General features: G+C 70.1%; 15 protein-coding genes. 9 read left to right on the forward strand and 6 right to left on the reverse strand.

Translation table 11 applies throughout. The features are described from left to right. Positions 1-79: 79 nt before the first annotated feature. A complete protein-coding gene (locus tag JEQ17_RS07975) occupies positions 80-1,114 on the reverse strand; it encodes a LacI family DNA-binding transcriptional regulator (RefSeq protein WP_200394554.1) in 1,035 nt (344 codons plus the stop codon). 148 nt (positions 1,115-1,262) lie between these two features. Here JEQ17_RS07975 and JEQ17_RS07980 point away from each other — a divergent pair, with 148 nt between their 5' ends. The 7 genes from JEQ17_RS07980 (at position 1,263) to JEQ17_RS08010 (ending at position 9,185) form a co-directional block, all read left to right on the forward strand. After that, positions 1,263-2,489 carry an amino acid ABC transporter substrate-binding protein gene (locus tag JEQ17_RS07980; protein ID WP_200394555.1) on the forward strand — a complete coding sequence of 409 codons (1,227 nt, stop codon included), beginning with the start codon at positions 1,263-1,265 and terminating at the stop codon, positions 2,487-2,489. A 4-nt stretch (positions 2,490-2,493) separates the two neighbouring features. Next, positions 2,494-3,381: a branched-chain amino acid ABC transporter permease gene (locus JEQ17_RS07985; RefSeq protein ID WP_143634523.1), complete on the forward strand. Its 888-nt coding sequence runs from the start codon at positions 2,494-2,496 to the stop codon at positions 3,379-3,381. A gap of 22 nt (positions 3,382-3,403) precedes the next feature. Beyond that, positions 3,404-4,480, forward strand: a complete 1,077-nt coding sequence (locus JEQ17_RS07990) for a branched-chain amino acid ABC transporter permease (RefSeq protein ID WP_200394556.1) — start codon at positions 3,404-3,406, stop codon at positions 4,478-4,480. Then, the gene (locus JEQ17_RS07995) at positions 4,477-5,226 is read left to right on the forward strand and encodes an ABC transporter ATP-binding protein (RefSeq protein WP_200401377.1); all 750 of its coding nucleotides are present in this window, start codon (positions 4,477-4,479) and stop codon (positions 5,224-5,226) included. Before JEQ17_RS07990 ends, JEQ17_RS07995 begins: the two co-directional genes overlap by 4 nt. Then, positions 5,216-5,983, forward strand: a complete 768-nt coding sequence (locus JEQ17_RS08000) for an ABC transporter ATP-binding protein (protein ID WP_200394557.1) — start codon at positions 5,216-5,218, stop codon at positions 5,981-5,983. Before JEQ17_RS07995 ends, JEQ17_RS08000 begins: the two co-directional genes overlap by 11 nt. An 89-nt stretch (positions 5,984-6,072) precedes the next feature. After that, positions 6,073-7,050 carry a LamG domain-containing protein gene (locus tag JEQ17_RS08005; protein ID WP_200394558.1) on the forward strand — a complete coding sequence of 326 codons (978 nt, stop codon included), beginning with the start codon at positions 6,073-6,075 and terminating at the stop codon, positions 7,048-7,050. Positions 7,051-7,055: 5 nt separating this feature from the next. Then, positions 7,056-9,185 carry a PQQ-dependent sugar dehydrogenase gene (locus JEQ17_RS08010; protein WP_200394559.1) on the forward strand — a complete coding sequence of 710 codons (2,130 nt, stop codon included), beginning with the start codon at positions 7,056-7,058 and terminating at the stop codon, positions 9,183-9,185. Here the strand turns inward: JEQ17_RS08010 and JEQ17_RS08015 are convergent. The 5 genes from JEQ17_RS08015 to JEQ17_RS08035 all read right to left on the reverse strand — a co-directional run bounded on the left by JEQ17_RS08015 (position 9,175) and on the right by JEQ17_RS08035 (position 16,060). Further along, a complete protein-coding gene (locus JEQ17_RS08015) occupies positions 9,175-10,647 on the reverse strand; it encodes a glycoside hydrolase (RefSeq protein ID WP_200394560.1) in 1,473 nt (490 codons plus the stop codon). The genes JEQ17_RS08010 and JEQ17_RS08015 overlap by 11 nt on opposite strands. 115 nt (positions 10,648-10,762) lie before the next feature. Further along, positions 10,763-12,019, reverse strand: coding sequence for a glucarate dehydratase family protein (locus JEQ17_RS08020; protein ID WP_200394561.1), 1,257 nt, complete (start codon positions 12,017-12,019; stop codon positions 10,763-10,765). 133 nt (positions 12,020-12,152) lie between these two features. Continuing rightward, a complete protein-coding gene (locus tag JEQ17_RS08025; RefSeq protein ID WP_200401378.1) occupies positions 12,153-13,187 on the reverse strand; it encodes a maleylacetate reductase in 1,035 nt (344 codons plus the stop codon). A 23-nt stretch (positions 13,188-13,210) separates the two neighbouring features. Beyond that, positions 13,211-14,086, reverse strand: a complete 876-nt coding sequence (locus tag JEQ17_RS08030) for an intradiol ring-cleavage dioxygenase (RefSeq protein WP_200394562.1) — start codon at positions 14,084-14,086, stop codon at positions 13,211-13,213. Between the two features lie 192 nt (positions 14,087-14,278). Then, a complete protein-coding gene (locus JEQ17_RS08035) occupies positions 14,279-16,060 on the reverse strand; it encodes an FAD-dependent oxidoreductase (RefSeq protein WP_200394563.1) in 1,782 nt (593 codons plus the stop codon). Positions 16,061-16,250: 190 nt separating this feature from the next. Between JEQ17_RS08035 and JEQ17_RS08040 the strand changes: the two genes are divergently transcribed. Beyond that, positions 16,251-18,155: a helix-turn-helix domain-containing protein gene (locus JEQ17_RS08040; protein WP_407700040.1), complete on the forward strand. Its 1,905-nt coding sequence runs from the start codon at positions 16,251-16,253 to the stop codon at positions 18,153-18,155. Positions 18,156-18,305: 150 nt separating this feature from the next. After that, positions 18,306-19,376, forward strand: coding sequence for a LacI family DNA-binding transcriptional regulator (locus JEQ17_RS08045; protein ID WP_200394565.1), 1,071 nt, complete (start codon positions 18,306-18,308; stop codon positions 19,374-19,376). Positions 19,377-19,425: the final 49 nt, after the last annotated feature.

Consider the following 19,425-nt stretch of genomic DNA (forward strand, 5'->3'; position numbering starts at 1 on the left):
GTGTCTCAATACGAGACAGTGCGCGCCGTCCCAGTACGCGGCGCGCCGTCCCGGTACGAGACACTGCGCGCCCGGTGTCTCACCGCGAGGGCGCGGGCCCCGTGGAGTCGCGTACCACCAGCGCATGGCCGGTGGACTTCCGGCGGGGCCGGGAGGCGGGCGGTCTGAGGGCCATCGAGAGGGCCTGGCGGCCCATGTCGGCGAGGGGCAGCCGCACGGTGGTGAGGCCGGGGGCGAGGTCCGCCGCGAACGACACGTCGTCGAATCCGGCGACCGACATCCGGTGCGGGACCGGTACTCCGTGGGTGCGGAGCGCGGAGAGGACGCCGATGGCCATGGCGTCGTTGAGGGCGACGATCGCGGTGGTGTCCGGGTGGTCGCGCAGGATCCGCTCGGCCGCGTCACGCCCGCCGTCCCGGGTGAACTCGGCCTGTGCCACCGGCAGTTCGTCGGAGGGAACGCCGGCCTCGGTGAGTGCCGCCACCACCCCCGCGAACCGGTCGGCGACCGTGGACAGCAGCATCTCCCCCGCCGCCACCGCGATCCGGCGGTGCCCGAGGGACAGCAGATGATCAGTAACGGTCTCGGCGCCCTCCTTGTTGTCCGGCCGTACCGCGTCCGCGTTGAGGAAGTGACGGCCGATCACCGTGAGCCGCCCGCCGGCATCCTGGAAGGCGGACAGTTCGGCCCTGGACTCGGCCTCCATCCGGGGGTCGACGTATCCGGAGCCCGCGATGATGATGACGCCGACGCGCTGGGCGATCAGATGGCGAATCTGACGCAGTTCGTTCTGCGGATTCCGGCCGGAGTGGCAGATCTGGACGATCAGATCGCGTTCGCCCGCCACCTGAACGACCCCGCCCGCGATCTCCGAGAAGTACGGGTCGTCGATCTGATGGACGATCAGCCCCACCGTCGACGCCGTACCGCCCGCCAGGGTGCGCGCATGGGGATTGGCGACATAGCCGAGTTCGCGCGAGATGCGGCGGACCCGCTCGGCGACCTCCTCGCGCACCCCGTCCCGTCCGGCGAGCGCCCGGGACGCCGTGGTCAGTGAAACTCCCGCGCGCTCGGCCACATCGGCGAGCCGCAGTCGTGAACGGGGCCTTGGCATTCGTCACCGCCTCCGAACAGGGCCTTGTCAATCGGTCCGTGCACGACGCTTGTCTCAACTCATGTGACGTGGCTTACATAGTACGCAAGCGCTCGCGAAAGCGCTTTCGAACGGCGAAGAGAGTGCCTGCGGACAGGGGAGTCCAGCGATGAGCACAACACAGCGCCTTTCATGGAGAGTTGCCGCCCTCGCGTCCGCCACGGCACTCACTGCCGCCGGTTGCGGCTCGGGTGGCGGCTCGGAGGATTCACCCGACGACCCCATCACCATCGGTGTCTCGCTGCCGCTCACCGGGGATTTCTCGGAGCCCGGCAAGGGTGTGGAGCGCGGCTACAAGGCATGGGCGAAGATCGTCAACGACAATGGCGGACTGCTCGGCCGCAAGGTCGAGTTGAAGATCCTCGACGACCAGTCGAACGCCGACCGGGTGGTCTCCGACTACGAGCAACTGATCGGCAGGGACCAGGTCGACCTGGTCTTCGGCCCGTTCTCCACCCGGCTCGTGGTGCCGGCGGCCCGGGTGGCGGAGGAGTACGGTCTGCTCTTCGTCGAGCCGGCCGGCGCGGCCCCGGAGGTCTTCGACCAGGGCTTCAAGAACCTCTTCTACGCGGCCCCGGCGGTCGCCAACGACCACTACAACCATCTCGCCGACTACATCCTGGCGCTGCCCGAGGCGGAGCGTCCCAAGTCCGTGGCGTACGCCGCGATGGACGACCCCTTCGCCCAGGGAACCGCCTACGGGCTGAAGGACAAGCTGGAGAAGGGCGGTATCAAGACCGTCGTCGACGAGGTCTATCCGCCCAACACCACCGACTTCGGCTCGATCGCCGCGCAGATCGCCTCCTCCAAGGCCGACATGGTGGTGGGCGGCTCGCAGTACCAGGACGGGGTGAACCTGATCGTCGCCCTCCAACAGCTGAACTACCAGCCGAAGATGGCCGCCTTCTCCACCGCCCCCACCGAACCGGAGTTCGCCAAGGCCATCGGCAACAAGACCGAGGGCATCCTCGCGCCGACCGGCTACACCCAGCACGCGGACTACCCGAGCAACAAGGAGTTCGTCGAGAAGTACACCGAGCAGTTCGGCAAGGCCCCGGAGGAGGACGAGGCCAACGCCTACACCACGGGACAGGTCGTCGCCGCGGCCGTCGAGGCCGCCGAGTGTGCCTCCCAGGACGAGGAGTGCCAGCAGAAGCTCGTGAAGTGGCTGCGCGGCAACGAGGTGGAGACCGTCGTCGGCCCCCTCAAGTGGGACTCCAAGGGCCGCCCGCAGAGCGCGCACATGATCCAGCAGTGGGTGGACGGCGAGATCCAGATCGTCCTGCCCGAGGAACAGAAGGAAGCAGACCTGGTCCACCCCAAGCCGAAGTGGTGAGCCTGTGCCCTCCGCGAGCCTCGTGTTCCAGAGCATCGTCCTCGGCGTGCTGCTGGGAGGGCTCTACGCCCTCCTGGCGGCCGGCCTGACCCTCTACTTCGGCGTCATGCGCGTCGTGATGATCGCCCACTCCGCATTCCTGATCCTCGCCGCCTACCTCGCCTGGTACGCCCACCGGGAGACCGGCGTCGACCCGCTGCTCACCCTGCTCGTCACCGTGCCGCTGTTCTTCGTCGCGGGCGTGGCCATGCAACGGCTGCTCCTGACCCGGCTGCGCCCGGCGACGCTGACCATGATGTCCGTGCTGCTGACCTTCTCCGTCGCCCTCGTCATCGAGGGGCTCCTCGGGTACGCCTTCTCCGGCACCCAGCGCCGGATCCGGCTCGGCTACTCCTCCGCGAGCCTGGAGTTCTTCGGCGCCCGGGTCGCGGTGGTCAAGCTCATCGCGTTCGGCCTGGCGGCGGCCGCCCTGCTCGGGCTGTATCTCCTGATGAGGCACAGCAGGTTCGGCCAGGCGCTGCGGGCGACGATCCAGCACCGGGAGGCCGCCGCGCTGGTCGGCATCGACACCGACCGGATCGCCGGGTACGGCTTCGGACTCGGTCTCGCCACGGCTGCGGTCGGCGGGACGGCGCTCTCGCTCGACACGACCATCTACCCCTCGCTGCACTGGCACTGGATCGGTCCGCTGATGGCGATCATCGTGGTCGGCGGCCTCGGCAGCGTGCCGGGGGCGGCGATCGCCGCCATGGCCCTCGGCCTGACACAGAGCCTGCTGCAACTCGAACTCAGCACGACCTGGGCGCAGACGGTCTTCTATGTCGCGCTCTTCGCCACCTTGGCCGTCCGGCCGCAGGGATTCTTCGGGGGTCGGCTTGCCCAGAGATTCTGAACGCCCGCGCCACACAGGCAGGTTGCTGCGGCTGGGAGCACTGCTCGCCGGGATCGCCGTCGCGCTGTCCTTCCCGTCCATGGCCCCGAGCCCGTACGAACTGACCGTGGGCATCGCCATCCTCAACTTCGCGGTGCTCTCCACCTCCTGGAACTTCGTCGGCGGTTTCACCGGCTACATCTCCCTGGGACACGGCGCGTTCGCCGGGCTCGGCGCGTACGCGACCGGGCTGCTCGTCACCAAGGGCGAACTGCCGTCGTTCGTCGCGCTGTTCGTCGCGGCCGCCCTGGTCGCCGTGCTCGCGATACCCGTCGGCTACGCCGCGCTGCGGGTGCGCGGGGCGTCCTTCGTCATCGTCTCGATCGCACTGGTGCTGATCATGCTGCTGGTCTTCCAGAGCTGGGCCTCCTTCACCGGAGGCTCGCGCGGTCTGGTGGTCCCGCGGCCGTTCCCCGGCAAGCTGCGCTCCGAGCACCACGAGATCTTCTACTTCCTGTTCCTCGGGCTGCTGGCGCTGGCGCTGCTGGCCTGGTGGATCATCGACCGCTCCCGGTTCGGCATGGGGCTGAAGGCGATCCGCGAGGACGAGGACAAGGCCCAGTCGCTGGGCACTCCCACCTACACGTACAAGCTCGTCGTCTTCGTGGTCTCGGCGACTTTCACCGCTCTGGCGGGAGGGCTCTACGGCCTGTGGTTCGGCGACCTCGACCCCGTCTTCCAGTTCTCGATCCTGAGCGGGGCCTACATGGTCCTGATGGCGCTCCTAGGGGGCGTACGCCATCTGTACGGGCCGCTGCTCGGGGCGGTGGTCGTCGGGTACGGCCTTGAGTACTCCAAGCTCGAGTACGGGGACACCCCGCTGCATCTGGTCTTCGCGGGCCTGCTGCTGGGCGTCGTCGTGATGTTCATGCCGGACGGGGTCATCCCGGCAGTCACCGGACTGGTCGCACGTGTCCTGGGGACCGGCGAGACGTCGATCCGCGAGGTCACCGCGGCCGAACTGCGCGACGAACGCGAGGCGGACGTCCGGCCGGACCACCGGCCGGACGGGAAAAGACCGGACGGGAAGAGAGACGGGAAGAGAGAGGTGAGGCAGTGAGCGCGCACAAGGGTGAGCAGAGCCTGGCGACCGTCGGACTCACCAAGACCTTCGGCGGGGTCGCCGCGTTGGACGGCGCCACCGTGTCCTTCCGACACGGGAAGGTCAACGCCCTGATCGGACCGAACGGCTCCGGCAAGACCACGTTCTTCAACTGCGTCACCGGCATGATCCGTCCCGACGCGGGCCGCACGACGTACCGGGGCCGGGACATCACGGCCAGGCCGCCGCACCGCATCGCCCGGGCGGGGATCGGCCGCTCCTTCCAGCTCTGCCGTGTCTTCCCCCGGATGACGGTCCTGGACAACCTGCTCGTCGCCGTACGCCCGCCGAACCTGCCGGCCCAACTCGCCGGTGCCCGCAAGCGGGAGGAGACGGAACGGGCCCGGTACTGGCTGACCCGCATGGGCATCGACCACCTGGAGACGGCGGAGGCGCGGAATCTGTCCTGGGGGCAGCAGAAGCTGCTGGAGCTCGCGGGCGTCCTGATGAGCGAGCCCGAGCTGATCCTGCTCGACGAACCGGCGGGCGGGGTCAACCCGGCACTGATCGACCGCATCTGTGACCTGGTGCGCGAACTCAACGCCGAAGGGAGGACCTTCCTGATCGTCGAGCACAACATGGACCTCGTCATGTCCCTCAGCGACCACGTCGTGGTCTTCGACCGCGGGCGGCCGATCGCGGAGGGCCCGCCCTCGGTGATCCAGTCCGACGAACGAGTTCTGGAGGCCTACCTTGGCGTCTGACTCCGACTCCGGATTCCTGCTCGAACTCGACGACATCCGCGCCGGATACGGCCGGGCGGCCCTGGTGCTGCGCGGTCTGACGGTCCGGGTGCCAGCCGGGGCCGTGGTGTGCCTGGTCGGCCCGAACGGCGCGGGCAAGTCCACCGTGCTGAAGGTGGCCAGCGGGCTCCTCGCGCCGCGCTCCGGCCGGGTCCTGGTCGACGGCGTGGACGTCACCGGCCGCGGACCGCAGCAACTGCTCGCCGCCGGAGTCGCCCATGTCCTCCAAGGGCACAGCGTCTTCCGGGAGATGACGGTCGCCGAGAACGTCCTGCTCGGCGGCTACACCATCAAGGACAAGGCGGTCGTCGCCGAGCGCGCCGACTTCGTACGCGATCTCTTCCCGCTCGTCGCCGAACGCTGGACGAGTCTGGCCGGGCTGCTCTCCGGCGGCCAGCAGAAGCAGGTGGAGTTCGCCCGCTCGCTGATGGTCAGGCCCAGGGTGGTGCTGCTCGACGAGCCGTCCATGGGGCTCGACCCGAAGACGACGGGCGTGGTCTTCGAGCAGATCGTGCGGATGCGGGAGGCGGGCACGGCCGTACTGCTGGTCGAGCAGAACGCCCGCCGCGCGCTGGAGACCGCCGACATCGGCTGCGTACTCGACCTCGGACGGGTCCATATCTCGGGCCCGGCACGGGAGTTGCTGGCAGATCCGCAGCTGGGCGAGCTCTACCTCGGGGGCAGGCCGGCACAGCCACCGGCCACACCCAAGCGGTGACCGGCCGGGGAAAGCGGTGCCCCCTACGGGAAAGCGACGACAGGCAAGGACATCGATGTCATGACACGCCTCGCAAAGGAGCGAGCGACATGGTCAGACGCGGACGGTACGCGGGAGTGGCCCTCGCCGCTCTCCTGACAGCCCTCACGGCCCTGGCGGCAGCGCCACCGGCCGGGGCACGCGACGACGGTCGGCGGCCAACCGCCGTGCATCCGGGGCTCAGACCCGACCTCGCCGCCCACTACGACTTCGAGCATCCGGTACGCGGCAATCCGGCCCGGGAACGCGACCGGGGCTTCTCCGGCACCGACATCGACCTCGTCGGTGGCGGCGCCCGGATGCGGGCACCGGACGGCGCACACCGGGGCAGCCGGACCTCGCTGCAGGTCCGGCAGGTCAATCCGGACACGGCGGGCAACGACGACTGGAAGGCGGGCGTGTACTCCACGTCCGGCGTGCCGACGCTCAACGCCTTCAACGCGGTGCGCGGGACCACCGTGATGGGGTGGTTCAAGATGACCGGGCAGAACCCGAGCCCCAACTCCAACACGGCCTCCCCCGACGACCTCTACGGCGCGATCGGTCTCGCCGGGGTGCTCTCCGGCGACTCCGACGGACATGGCGTGCGCGCCCTGCTGGAACTCATCAACGTGAACGGCGAACTCCGGCTGGTCGCCCTCGGCCGGCGGATCGACGGGGCCGCCTCGCAGACCTTCGCGGCCGCCCAGGACTGGCGGACCCTGCTGCCGCCCGGCGAATGGGTGTTCCTCGCCGCGACCTTCGACTTCGACAGCGGTGAGATGGCGCTCTACCGCAACGGCAAGCCGCTGGACGGCTTCTACACCGTGCCCGGCGACCCCTGGGACCTCTCGGGCCCCGGCCCGCACCGCACCTCGGCCACCGACCCGCGAGGCATCAAGATCGGCGGCAGCTTCCCGCAGAACACCCGGGAGGGCAATCCCTGCAACTGCCGTATGGACAGCCTGATGTTCCTCGACCGCGCGGTGGACGCCGCGCTGGTCCGAGCGCAGTACCGACTGGTCACGCACAAGGCCGCAGAGGAGTGACAGCCATGACCGGATCCCCCGGCATCAGACCCGGACCCGGGCCCCGTCCCAGACCCATCCTGCTGACACCATTACTCGTTCTGGCACTGCTGCTTTCCGTCCTCGTCGCCCTGCCTGGCGGCACGGCCCACGCGGCCGAACCGATCACCGACCCGATCCCCGAGCGGCCCACCACCTCCGGTATCGGGCTAACCGTCGAGGAGTTCGCGGCCTTCCCGAAGAGTGAGCCGCCGGACGGTCCCGTGACCGACCCACGGCTGAGGCGGCACGCCCGCATCAACTATCTGAGCGAACTGCCCGACGGCTCGGGCCGGATGGCCGTGCCCGACCTCAACGGCAAGCTGTATCTCGTCGAGAACGGCACCCCGCGCGTCTATCTCGACGTCGCCGGCACCTTCTCCCCCGCGTTCTTCGCCAGCCAGGGGCTCGGCATGGGCTTCGGGTTCGTCACCTTCGACCCGCGCTTCAAGAAGAACGGCCGTTTCTACACGGTCCACACCGAACTGGCCTCCGCCACCACGGCCGTGCCCGACATGCGGCAGGCGTCGAACACGGTGTACCACGGCATCGTCACCGAGTGGACGGCCGACGACCCCTCGGCCGACACCTTCGAGGGCACGCGCCGCGAGGTCCTGCGCATCGGTTTCACCGGCCGCGTCCACGGCATCCAGCAGATCGACTTCAACCCCACCGCCCGGCCCCACGACAAGGACTACGGGCTGCTCTACCTCGCCGTCGGCGACGGCGGCCAGGGCGCAAGGAACAGCGAGCCGCAGAGCCTGGCCGTGCCGCACGGCAAGATCCTGCGCATCGACCCGCGCGGCACCAACAGCGCCAACGGCAAGTACGGCATCCCGTCCCGCAACCCCTTCGTCGGCACCCCAGGGGCGCTCGGCGAGATCTACGCGTACGGCATGCGCGACCCGCACCGGTTCAGCTGGGACACCGGCGGCCGCAACCGTATGTACCTCGGCCACATCGGTGAGCACGCCATCGAGGCCGTCTACGAGGTGAGAGCGGGCGACAACCTCGGCTGGAGCGAACGCGAGGGTGCCTTCGTCTTCGACAAGACCGCCACCGATCCCTGCGCCAAGATCCAGCCACTGCCCGCCGACGACGAGAAGTACGGCTACACGTATCCCGTCGCCGCCTACGACCACGACCCGCCCGCCAACTGGAACTGCACCTCCGACGTCGGACGGGCGATCGTCGGAGGCTTCGTCCTCCGCGACCGCGACCTGCCCGAGCTGTACGGCAAGTACGTCTTCGGCGACCTCGTCGACGGCCGCCTCCTCTACGCCGACACCAAGGACATGCGGCGGGGCGGCACGGAGCTGGCCAAGCTGTACGACCTGATGCTGTACGACGAGAGCGGCACCCGGGTGACGCTGCAGGACCTCGCCGGGGACAGCCGGGTCGACCTGCGCTTCGGGCAGGACGCCGACGGCGGGCTCTATCTCCTCTCCAAGGCCAACGGCAGGATCTGGAAGGTGACCGGCACCAGGAAGTTCGCCTCCTGCGACACCGACGGCACGAAGGTCACCAACGTCATGGCCGGCCGGAACTGGGCCCCGGTCACCCCGTCCAAGTGGCAGTTCCCGGGCCGTGAGGCGATCCTCGCCGAGGCCGGGGCCGCCCGCCCCGGTCCACGGCGTCCCTTCGAGTACGCCGTGCTCACCGCGGGTCCCCCGGCCTTCGGCTCCGTACGGATCGACGCGCGGGTCCGCATCGACACGCCCGTCGAGATCACCAACCGGGACGTGATCATCGTGTTCGGCCACCAGTCGGACACGAAGTTCTACTACGCGCACCTGTCGACCGACAACACCATCTATCCGCACAACGGGATCTTCGTCGTGAACGACGCCGACCGGCTGCGCCTGGAGGACCAGTGGAACGGCGCCACCGGTGCGCCACCGGCCATCACCGACTCGGCCTGGCACAACGTGCGGGTGGTGCACTGCCCGGGCACCGGTGAGATCGCGGTCTATCTCGACGGCTCGAAACAGCCCCTGATGACCGCCGTCGACACCACGCTCTCCTCCGGCCGGGTGGGCTTCGGCTCGTTCGACAACACCGGACGGATGCGCGACCTCAAGGTCACCGGCTCGGGCGGTGCTGCCCTCACACGGTGACACCGTCGATCTCGAAGGTCTGCACCGAGGCGGCGGCGAACGGCACGCTCAGACTCTTGCCGTTGAGGTAGGTGTCCGAGCGTGCCGTGTAGAGGTCGCCGCCGCCCGAGGTGAGGGTGTTCCAGCGCCGTACGAGCCCGCCGCTGCCGCCCGTGACCTGGCTGAAGCGGGACAGGTCGAAGGTGAGCGTCTGCGCGGCACCGGAGTTGACGGCCACGACGACCAGGCGCTTCTGCGTGGCGTCGTGGGCCGCGACCGCGTACCCGACGCCGGTGTCGAGGATGGTCATGCCGGGCCGGATGTGCCGGCTGAACTGGGCCATCACGTAGTACTTGGTCTGCACGGTGGTCGGCTGCAGGGTGCTCGCGTCGTACGCGATCATCGCCCAGCCGGTGGAGGGGTCCATCGCCTGCCAGTAGACCCAGGCGGTCGGGTGCAGCCAGCGGAAGTCCAGGCACAGGTTGCTCGCCAGGGTGAGCCCGGAGCCGTCGCTGTCACCGGTCTCGGAGTTCCAGAGCTTCTTGCCCGCCGTCGTCACGACATCCGTGTGGAGGAGATCGCGGCGGCCGCCCGAACCCTGGTAGCCGTGCACGTTGACCTGGCTGACGAGAGCCTTCGTCGACGCCCCGAAGGAGTTCCAGGTCGTACGGGCCAGGTCGTAGCTCGTCTCGTCGGACGCCGAGATCCTGATGCCGGACAGGCCGCGCGCGTCGAGTTCGCTGCGCATGTACGGGAGGACGGCGGCCTGGACCGCGGCGTCCATGTGGCAGCCCTCCTGGGTGCCGGTGGCGGTCCACCAGGAGGACGAGGGTTCGTTGAAGGGGTCGACGGTCGCGAAGTTGACGCCCCAGTTGTTCCTCGCGCGCAGGGCGACGGCCGCCAGGTGGGAGGCGTGCTGGCGGTAGTTCCAGGACTGGAGGTTGTTGCCGCCTCCTGACGCGCCCGACGGGTTGTGGTTGAGGCACATCCACCACATGGGCGAGTTGGCGAACAGCTCGGTGACCGCGCCCCGTTGGACGGCCTTCACCAGGGCGGCGCGCTGGTTGGCGTCCGCCGTCCAGTCCCAGGCGGAGGAGGTGGGGTCCTCGTTGTTCCAGTCCTGCCAGTAGCCCTCGATCTGCTTGAAGGCCGGGATGTTGGGCGAGGCGACCATGGACTGGCCGCCCACGCTGTTCGGGCTGCACGCGCCCAGGTTGTAGCGGGCGATGTTCATGCCGAGGCCCGGCAGGGTCCTGCCGCCGTACGCCACGGACTTGGTGGTGAAGAAGATGTCGGCGAAGTCGTCCCGCGCGCCGAACACGTTGGCCCACCACGCGAGGGAGGTCCCCCACCCCTCCCAACTCCCGTATCTGGTTCCGGGGTTGACGCTGATGGTCGCGTCGGCGTGGGCGGTGCCCGTCGCCAGCGCACTGCCCAGCAGCGTGCCGCCCGCCGCCGCCAGCAGCGATCTGCGCTTCATCATGGAGGTCTCCTGTCGCGCTCATGCCACAACCTGGTTGAAGAATGAGGCGGGGGCAAACGGTTGTCGAGACGCGTGACAGCGCTTTCTGTTTCGATAGTTTCTGGGGGTGCCGATGTCACCAACGAGGGAGCTTGAACTCGTACTCCGGGTGGACGCGCCGCATGTAACCGGTGTCGTCGCGGCCCTTCATGCCCGAGTCGAGATAGACCCGGTGGAGCCGTTCCAGTGCGTCGTGGTCGAGTTCGACGCCCAGACCGGGACCCGCGGGGACCTCGACCGCGCCGTCCCGCAGTTCCAGCACACCGGGGACGATGACGTCGTCCGCGAAGTTCCAGGGGTAGTGGGTGTCGCAGGAGGTGTCGAGGTTCGGGATCGCGGCGGCCACATGGGTCATGGCGGCGAGGCTGATGCCGAGGTGGGAGTTGGAGTGCATGGACAGCCCGATGCCGAACGCCTCGCAGACGGCGGCGAGTTCACGGGTGCGGCGCAGCCCGCCCCAGTAGTGGTGGTCGGTGAGCAGTACCTGGATGGCGTCCTGCTCGACGGCCGGCTTCAGCTGCTCCCAGGCGACCACGCACATGTTGGTGGCCAGCGGCATGGGCGAGGTCTTCGCGACCTCGGCCATGCCGGGGATGGTGGGGGTGGGGTCCTCCAAGTACTCCAGGCAGCCGTCCAGCTCCCGGGCCACGTACTGCGAAGTCTCCACCGTCCAGGCCGTGTTGGGGTCCAGGCGCAACGGCTGTCCGGGGAAGGCCTCGGCGAGCGCCCTCATCGCGGCGATCTCCTCGTCGGGCGGGAAGACACCGCCCTTGAGCTTGAACGAACTGAATCCGTACCGCTGTCGCATCAGCCGGGCCTGCTCGACGATGCCCGCCGGGTCGAGGGCCTCGCCCCACTCGTCACCGACGGCCGGCCTGCCGTCGAGCGCCGGGTGTTCGGCCCACTTGTAGAAGAGGTACGCGGCGAAGGGCACGGCGTCGCGGACCGCGCCGCCCAGCAGGTCGCTGACGGAGCGGCCGAGGAGCTTGCCCTGGGCGTCCAGACAGGCGACCTCCACGGCGGAGGTGGTCCAGCCGCGCTCGTGGGAACTGGGCACGGTGGGCAGCAGGACAGAGTCGATCGCGGCCGCGACGGCGGTGGTGTCGAAGACGTCCATGCCGACGACCGCCCGCGCCGCGGCCCCCAGTCGTTCGATGCGGATGTCACCCCCGGTCGACTCGCCGAGGCCCACCGTGCCGTCCTCCAGGACGAGTTGGAGGATCAGCCGCAGCGCGAGCGGCTCGTGCACACCGCTGGAGTTGAGGAGCGGCGGGTCGCGGAAGGCGATCGGCGTGACGATCAGTTCACGGATCCGACTGTCGGGGGTGGTCATGCGCGGGCTGCCTCCAGGCGCTGGTCGATGAGCTTCACACACACCCCATTCACACCCATGAACCTGCGTCACGAATCTGGATGGCGCGCAGCCAGCTAAGAATCGTTTCAGGTGTATGTCAAGACATGGGGAGTCAGGCGTGAGGGGCGTCCCCGGCGAACGCCGCCCTCAGCACGGCGAGTGCGCCCTCGCGCGTGACCTCGCGCGGATTGGCGTACGCCTGGCCCGCGACCTGTTCGGCCGCGACCGTCAAGTCGGCCTCGGTAAGACCCAGTTGAGCGAGGGAGCGAGGTGCGCCGAGACGTCCGGACAGGCTCCACAGAGCGAGCGGGGCGTCGTCCGTGCCGAGGGCGCGATCGAGGGCCCTGATCGCCTCGGGAGCGGCGGGAGCGTTGTACGCGAGGGCGTACGGGAGAACGACCGTGTGCGTCTCGGCGTGCGGCAGGCCGAACGTGCCGCCCAGCACATGGCAGAGCTTGTGATGCAGGCCCATGGTGGTCGCGCCCAGGCAGGAACCGCAGAGCCAGGCCCCGTACAGGGCACGACCGCGGGCCTCCAGGGCCGAAGGATCGGCAGCGATCTCCGGAAGGGCCGAGGTCATCGCCCGTACGCCCTCCTCGGCCATCAGGGAGACGAGGGGCGAGGTGTCGGGGGCGTACAGCGCCTCGACCGCGTGCGCGACGGCGTTGATTCCGCTCGTCACGGAGAGGGGCACGGGCATGGAGAGGGTGAGCTCGGGGTCGTACACCACGCTGCGCGGGAGGACCGACGGGTCGCGCCCCGTGCGCTTCGCGCCGTGCTCGGTGAGGCCCCAGACGGGGGTCATCTCGGAACCGGAGTACGTGGAGGGCACGGCGATCAAGGGCAGTCCCGTGCGCAGCGCGATCGCCTTGCCGAGGCCGATCGACGAACCGCCCCCCACGGCGACGCAGCCGTCGGCACCGGCCGCGCGAGCCACCTCGACGGCACGGTCGGCGACCTCCACCGGGACGTGCATCCGGGCTTCGGCGTGCAGTCCCGCGCACAGCTCGCCCAGCGAGTCGGCGACCGCCCGCGCGGTGTCCGCACCGCGCGCGCCTGACACCACCAACACCCGCCGCAGACCGAGCCGTTGAACCTCATCGGCCGTCGCGCCCACCGAGGCACCGGGCCGGAAGACGACCCGCATGGGCTGGGCCTCGTACGAGAAGTTCACGCCTTCTCCCCAGGAGTCAGTACGAGATCGAACCGCGCGTGCCGGAAGGGGTTCGGGATGCCGAACTCCCGTGCCAGGGGAGGGTCGTCGGTCTCCGCGAAGTCCTCGACCAGACTGCTCTTCACCGCGAACACCGCGTCCGAGTCGAGGTAGTCGCTGCCCGCCACGAAGATGTGCGTGGTGACGGGGGCGTGGCCCTCGGCGGTGGCGATGAAGTGGATGTGGGCGGGGCGGTAGGGGTGCCGGCCGGTGGCGCGGAGCAGGTCGCCGACCGGACCGTCGGTGGGGATGGGGTACGGACTCGGCACACAGGTGCGGAACCAGAAGCGGCCCGCCGCGTCCGCCGTGAACAGACCGCGGCCGTTGCCCGGCGGCTGGAGGTCCGGCCGTTGCACGTCGTAGAAGCCGTCGGCGTCGGCCTGCCAGACGTCGAGGACCGCTCCGGGCAGCGGAGTGCCGTCCTGGGAGAGCACCCGGCCACTCACCACACACGGTTCGCCGCTGCCCACCAGGTCGATGTCCGCGCCGAGTTCACGGACCGGGGACTCGGTCATGTGGAAGGGCCCGAGGACGGTCGACTCGGTGGCGCCGGGGCCACGGTCGGCGTTCAGGTTCTCGACCAGCATCGACAGTCCGAGCACGTCCGACAGGAGAATGAACTCCTGCCGGGTGTCGGTGCACGCCTGCCCGGTCGCCGTCAGAAACCCGATCGCCCGCTCCCATTCCTCCTGGGTGAGCCGCGTCTCGCGCGCGAAGTCGTGAAGGTGCCGGATCAGACCGGTGAGCAACTCCCGCAACCGCGGATCGGTACCCGCACCAAGACTCCCGACGGCCTCCTCGGTGACCGCGGTCCCGCTGGCATCGATGGTCATGACGACTCCTGATTCACCGTGTCCCGTTTCCCACGATCACTGTCCCGCACAACCTGCCTCGCCCGGTGAGCGACGCAAGCCATTCACACCTCAGGGGCGCGGGGAACTGCGCGCCCGGCCACACACGACCCGCACGAACACACCGGCCCGCAGCACCCCGAACCCCACCCTCACAACGAGCGGAGCCGCCCGCTACCGTCCGAGAATCCGCCGCACCGCACCGCCCAGCAACTCCTCCGCATCGCGGACAGCCGTCGCGTACCGGAACGCCACATACCCGTCGGGCCGCACAAGCAGCACACCCGAGTCGGAGACCTCACTCAGCCGCGCCCAGTCACCGTACGGATCCTCGTACTGCTGCCCGGGCCCGATGACAACGGTGGCGATGTCGAGGCCGACGGCCTCCGCGGCCCGCACCCACCCCTCACCACCGATACCGGTGAACAGGGTGAAGCGCCCCTGACCGGCCGCGTCGAGCGTGGACAGGGTCCGGTCCCCGGCCGTGATCCACGCATGCGGCAGCTTGGCACCGGGCCGCGACGAGGGCTGGTGGTACAGCTCAGGATCGCGATCGAAACCGGGATCGGGCGTGCCGTCGGGGACGACCGCGTCCGACACGTACCGCTGGTTGAGATCGACACCGTGCGCGTTGAACTCGTACACCTTGAAGGCGATCGCCTCGCGGAGCCGGGCGCGCTGCTTCTCGGCGGCCTCCGTGGCGTCCTTGCGGGCGGCGATGTTGGCCCACAGCTGCTCCGGGCTCTGTGGGGAGAGACCGTCGAGCGCCTCGAAGATCGGCGCGGTCTCGCCGATGGACTTGTTGGCGCGGGTGACGATCTGCCTGCCGACCGGGGCACGCTCGGCGGTGTACGTGTCGAGGAGCTTCGGCGAGGCCATGCCGTCGAGGACGAGCCTGAGCTTCCACGCCAGGTTGTACGCGTCCTGGACGGAGGTGTTGGAGCCGAGCCCGTTGGACGGCGGATGGCGGTGCGTGGCGTCGCCCGCGCAGAAGACGCGGCCGTTCGAGTACGTCTCGGCGTACATCTCGTTGACCGTCCACGCCGAGGAGGACTTGATGGTCACGGGGATCTCGTCGTCGCCGACAAGTCTGCGGACGATGGACTCCGCGTACTCGGTGGTGAGGTCCGGGGCGCCCGCCGTCACGTCGTAGCCCCAGACGATCATCCACTCGTTCCAGGGACGGACGTTGCGTACGAGGCCCGCGCCGATGCCGCCGACGGTGGCGCCCGGGGCGAGCACCCAGTAGAGAGTGGACGGCCGGTGCGCGGTGTACTTGCTCAGGTCCGCGTCGAAGACGATGTTGATGCTGCCGGCCACGCCCATCTGGCCGCCCATCGGCAGCCCGGCGTCCTCGGCGACCTTCGAGCGGCCACCGTCGGCGCCGATCAGGTACTTGGCGCGGATCGTGTACTCGTCGCCGCGCAGCCGGTCCTCGACGGTGACCGTGACTCCGTCGGCGTCCTGGACGAAGGACTTGTAGACCGTGCTGAAGCGGAGGTGGGTGCCGCGGGCGACGGCGGCGTCGACGAGCACCGGCTCCATGAGGTGCTGGGGCATGTCGCACATACGGGTGGGGCTGGCGAGGTCGTGCGCGGCCTGTACGAGGGGGTCGTTGCCCCAGGAGCGGACGCGGCCGAGTTCCTCACCGGCCAGGCTGGTGCAGAAGGTGGTGTTGCCCATCAGGTGCTGGGGCGTGGCCTGCGCGACGACCTCCTGCTCGACGCCGAGGTCGCGCAGGACCTCCATCGTGCGCTGGTTGGTGATGTGGGCACGGGGTGTGTCGGCGAGGCTCGCGTAGCGGGTGACCACGATGTTGGGCACGCCGTAGGTGCTCAGGGCCAGGGCGGCCGAAGCGCCCGCGGGGCCGCTGCCCACGATGAGTACGTCGGTCTCGACTACGGGCTCGACGGTGTGCACGGGGACGCTCCAGAGGATGAGAACAGCACCAACCATTCATGATCATGGTGCGGTGGGCGGGAACGCGGGTGTCTCATTACGAGACACCGGTGCGGGTTTACGGGACATCGGCGCGGGTCCACGGGGCACCGGTGCGGGCCCAGCGGGACTCCGGTGCGGGCGTGGAACACAGCGGGGGCGCCCCTTTGTTACGTGTTCAACCATGCCCGGTACGGTGGGAGGCGCCGTGACCACCACCGAAGAGTCCCCCGCCCGTCCCGCTCTCACGCCGCTTCGCCAGGCGCGAGAGCGGTTCCTGACGGGACGCCCGCTGCCCGACGGAGTGCCGGACGACCTCGTCGCCGCCTGGCGGCGTGCCCGTTTCTTCGGCGTACGGCACGACCTGACCGAACCCTCCGAGCCCCTGCTTCCCGCGCGGTCGGCCCTGCTGACGGCCGCGCGGCCCGTGCTCGAACGGCTCGCCCCCGCCCTCGCCTCCGGGCAGTCGTCCCTGGTCCTCACCGACGAGCGGCTGCGCGTGCTCTGGTCGGCCGGGAGCGGGCCGGGCGACGAGAAGTGCCATGACCTGTCCGAGCAGGAGGTCGGGCACAACAGCGCGGCCCTCGCCCTGCGCACCCGGCGTCGCGCGGAGGTGCACGGCCCCGAGCACTTCCTCGACCTCTGGCAGGACGTGTCCGCCGTCAGCGTGCCGGTGCTGGCCCCGGAGAACGGCCAGGTCCTGGGCACGGTGACCGTCGCGTGCGGCCTGTGCACGGGGTGTACGCCGCATCCGGGCGCCGCCCTCGCAGAGGCCACGGCGACGGCCGTCGAGGCGGAGCTGCTGGCCCGGTCCCGTACGACGGAACGCGTGCTGCTCGACGCCTTCCAGCGGGCCGCCGCACGGCCCGGGGCGGCGGTCGTGGCGCTCGACGGCAAGAACCGGCTGCTGAGCGACGCGGCGGCGGGAATGCTGTCACCGGGCGCGGTGGCGGTGCTGGAACGGACCGCGGCGGCGAACGGCTCGGAGCGGGATGCCACCGGCGCCTCCGTAGCGGACGACTCCGCCGAGCCGGCCGGCGCTTCTGAGACGTACGTCCCCTCTGGACCGGCCGGCACTTCTGAGACGTACAACCCCTCTGGACCGGTCGGCACTTCTGAACCGTACGACCCCTCCGAGCCCTACGACTCGGCACCGCACAGGAACGGTTCCGTCGCCTACGATCTCGAACTCCCCGACGGCACGGGCACGGCGCGTGTCACCCCCGTTCGCCATGAGGGCGCGGTCATCGGTGTGGTCGCCGTGGTCGAGCCGCCGACCGGTGAGGCGGCGCGACCGCACGCGCGACAGCCTCGTGTCGCGCTCGCCGGGCGCTCGGTGCCATGGCGTCACACGACGGCGAAGGCCGCGGAACTGGCCCGGTCCCGGGAGCCCCTGCTCCTGACCGGGGAGCGCGGCACCGGAAAGACCGCCCTGGCAAGGGAGTTGCTGACAGCGCGCGGGGATCTGGATCCGCTGGTCGTGGACGCGGCGGAGGGCCCGGTCGACGAACCGGACAGCTGGGCAACGGCACTTGCGAGCGATCGCGCGCTCCTCCTCCGTCATGCCGAGCGTCTCGCCCAGTCCGACGTCGCCGCTCTCAACTCCCTGCTCGACGAACGCCCGGACGCGCCCCTGCTCCTGACGTACACACCCGGCACTCCCCCGGGCCCCTGCCTCCAGCGGCTGCTCGACACCCTGGCCGCCCGCTCGGTGCCCCTCCCGGCGCTGCGCGAACGCCCGGACGACATCAGGGAGTTGCTCCGCGAACTGGCTCCTGGTCCGGTGCCGGGACGGCCTCCGCTCACCTGGACACTGGACGCGCTGAGGGCCCTGGAGCGCCATCCGTGGCCCGGCAACATCACGGAACTCGCCCATCTCGTCAGGGCGTTGGCCGAGCACCGCCAGGTGGCGGGCCCGGTGCGACGCGCAGAACTCCCGGACCCCGTCCGGGAAGGCCCCGCGACCCGGCAGCTGAGTCCGATGGAACTCGCCGAGCGCACCGCCATCCTGGAGTCGCTGCGCCGTCACGGCGGCAACAAGGCGCGTGCCGCGGCGGCGCTGGGCATCGCCCGCGCGACTCTCTACCGAAAGCTGCGGGGCTACTCCCTGTGACAGCCGGATTCCGCCCCCTCCCCGTCCGCCGCTCCCCCTGCTAGCCTCCGGCCCGGGAACCGGTTGCCACGAGCGTTGCCGCACTTCCCGGGGGTGGGGCGCACCCGGACGGCGGACGGTCGCTTCCGGGGCGGAGCAGAGGGGCGGGTCATGACGAGGAAGACCACCAGCGATGTCGCGGGCCGAAGCACCATCAGGGACGTGGCGGCACGGGCCGGTGTATCGGCGTCCACGGTGTCGCGCGTCCTCGGCGGCGACTACCCGGTCAGCACATCGACCCGTACCCGCGTGATGCGCGCGGTCCGCGACCTCGACTACGTGGCGGACGCCCGCGCCAAGGCCATCGCGGGGGCGGGCACCCCCACGCTCGCGTTCGTCCTGGACGACATCACGGGCCCGTCCTTCGCGCACATGGCACACGGCGTGGAACGCGAGGCGACCCGGCTCGGCCATCTGTCCCTCGTGTGCAGCACGGACGGCGACGCCGAACGCCAGCTGGAGTTCATCGAGATGATGCGCGCCCAGCGTGCCGCCGCGGTGATCCTCGTCGGCGGCACCGCGGACACCACCGAGTACCGCGAACGCATGGCCCGTATCGCGGACTCCCTGGCCTCCGCGGGCTCCCGCCTGGTCCTCTGCGGCCGCCCGCCCCTGGACCCGGGCACTCCGGTGACCGTCATCGAGTACGACAACGAGAGCGGGGCGTACGCACTCTGCGCCCATCTCCTCGCCCAGGGCCACCGCCGCGTCCTCTTCCTCGGCGGCAAACCGTCCAACACCACGGCCCAGGGCCGCGAACAGGGCTACCTCGCGGCCCACCGGGCCCGCGGCGTCACCGCGGACCCGGCCCTTCGCCTCTTCGGCGACTTCACCCGCGACTCGGGCCACCGCCTCATGCGCCAGGCCCTCGCCCAGGACCTCGACTTCACCGCGGTCATGGCGTCCACCGACATGGTCGCCTCGGGAGCCCTGACCGCCCTCCACGAAGCGGGGCTCTCCGTCCCGGAGGACGTCTCCCTGGTCGGCTACGACGACATCCCCTTCGCCCGGGACCTCAACCCGCCGCTGACCACCGTCCACGTCCCCTACGAGGACCTGGGCCGGCTCGCGGTCCGCACAGCCCTGACCCGCACGCCGGACGCCCCCGACGAACACCTCCTCCTGGGCACCCACGTGGTCGTACGAGCCTCGGTGGCACCGCCACCGGACACACGTCAGTGACCGGCGGCGGACACGGCAGGCACGGCGCTCCCAAGTACCGTGCCTCGGC

Origin of the sequence: Streptomyces liliifuscus (assembly GCF_016598615.1) — a bacterium.
Classification (GTDB): Bacteria; Actinomycetota; Actinomycetes; order Streptomycetales; family Streptomycetaceae; genus Streptomyces; species Streptomyces liliifuscus.

What these genes read in the sequence shown, in the direction of transcription:
- JEQ17_RS08030 (WP_200394562.1), bottom strand. Translation starts at nt 14,086, where the DNA reads ATGACCATCGATGCCAGCGGGACCGCGGTCACCGAGGAGGCCGTCGGG.
- JEQ17_RS08025 (WP_200401378.1), bottom strand. Translation starts at nt 13,187, where the DNA reads ATGCGGGTCGTCTTCCGGCCCGGTGCCTCGGTGGGCGCGACGGCCGAT.
- JEQ17_RS08035 (WP_200394563.1), bottom strand. Translation starts at nt 16,060, where the DNA reads ATGGTTGGTGCTGTTCTCATCCTCTGGAGCGTCCCCGTGCACACCGTC.
- JEQ17_RS08005 (WP_200394558.1), top strand. Translation starts at nt 6,073, where the DNA reads ATGGTCAGACGCGGACGGTACGCGGGAGTGGCCCTCGCCGCTCTCCTG.
- JEQ17_RS08045 (WP_200394565.1), top strand. Translation starts at nt 18,306, where the DNA reads ATGACGAGGAAGACCACCAGCGATGTCGCGGGCCGAAGCACCATCAGG.
- JEQ17_RS07980 (WP_200394555.1), top strand. Translation starts at nt 1,263, where the DNA reads ATGAGCACAACACAGCGCCTTTCATGGAGAGTTGCCGCCCTCGCGTCC.
- JEQ17_RS08010 (WP_200394559.1), top strand. Translation starts at nt 7,056, where the DNA reads ATGACCGGATCCCCCGGCATCAGACCCGGACCCGGGCCCCGTCCCAGA.
- JEQ17_RS08020 (WP_200394561.1), bottom strand. Translation starts at nt 12,019, where the DNA reads ATGACCACCCCCGACAGTCGGATCCGTGAACTGATCGTCACGCCGATC.
- JEQ17_RS08015 (WP_200394560.1), bottom strand. Translation starts at nt 10,647, where the DNA reads ATGATGAAGCGCAGATCGCTGCTGGCGGCGGCGGGCGGCACGCTGCTG.
- JEQ17_RS07975 (WP_200394554.1), bottom strand. Translation starts at nt 1,114, where the DNA reads ATGCCAAGGCCCCGTTCACGACTGCGGCTCGCCGATGTGGCCGAGCGC.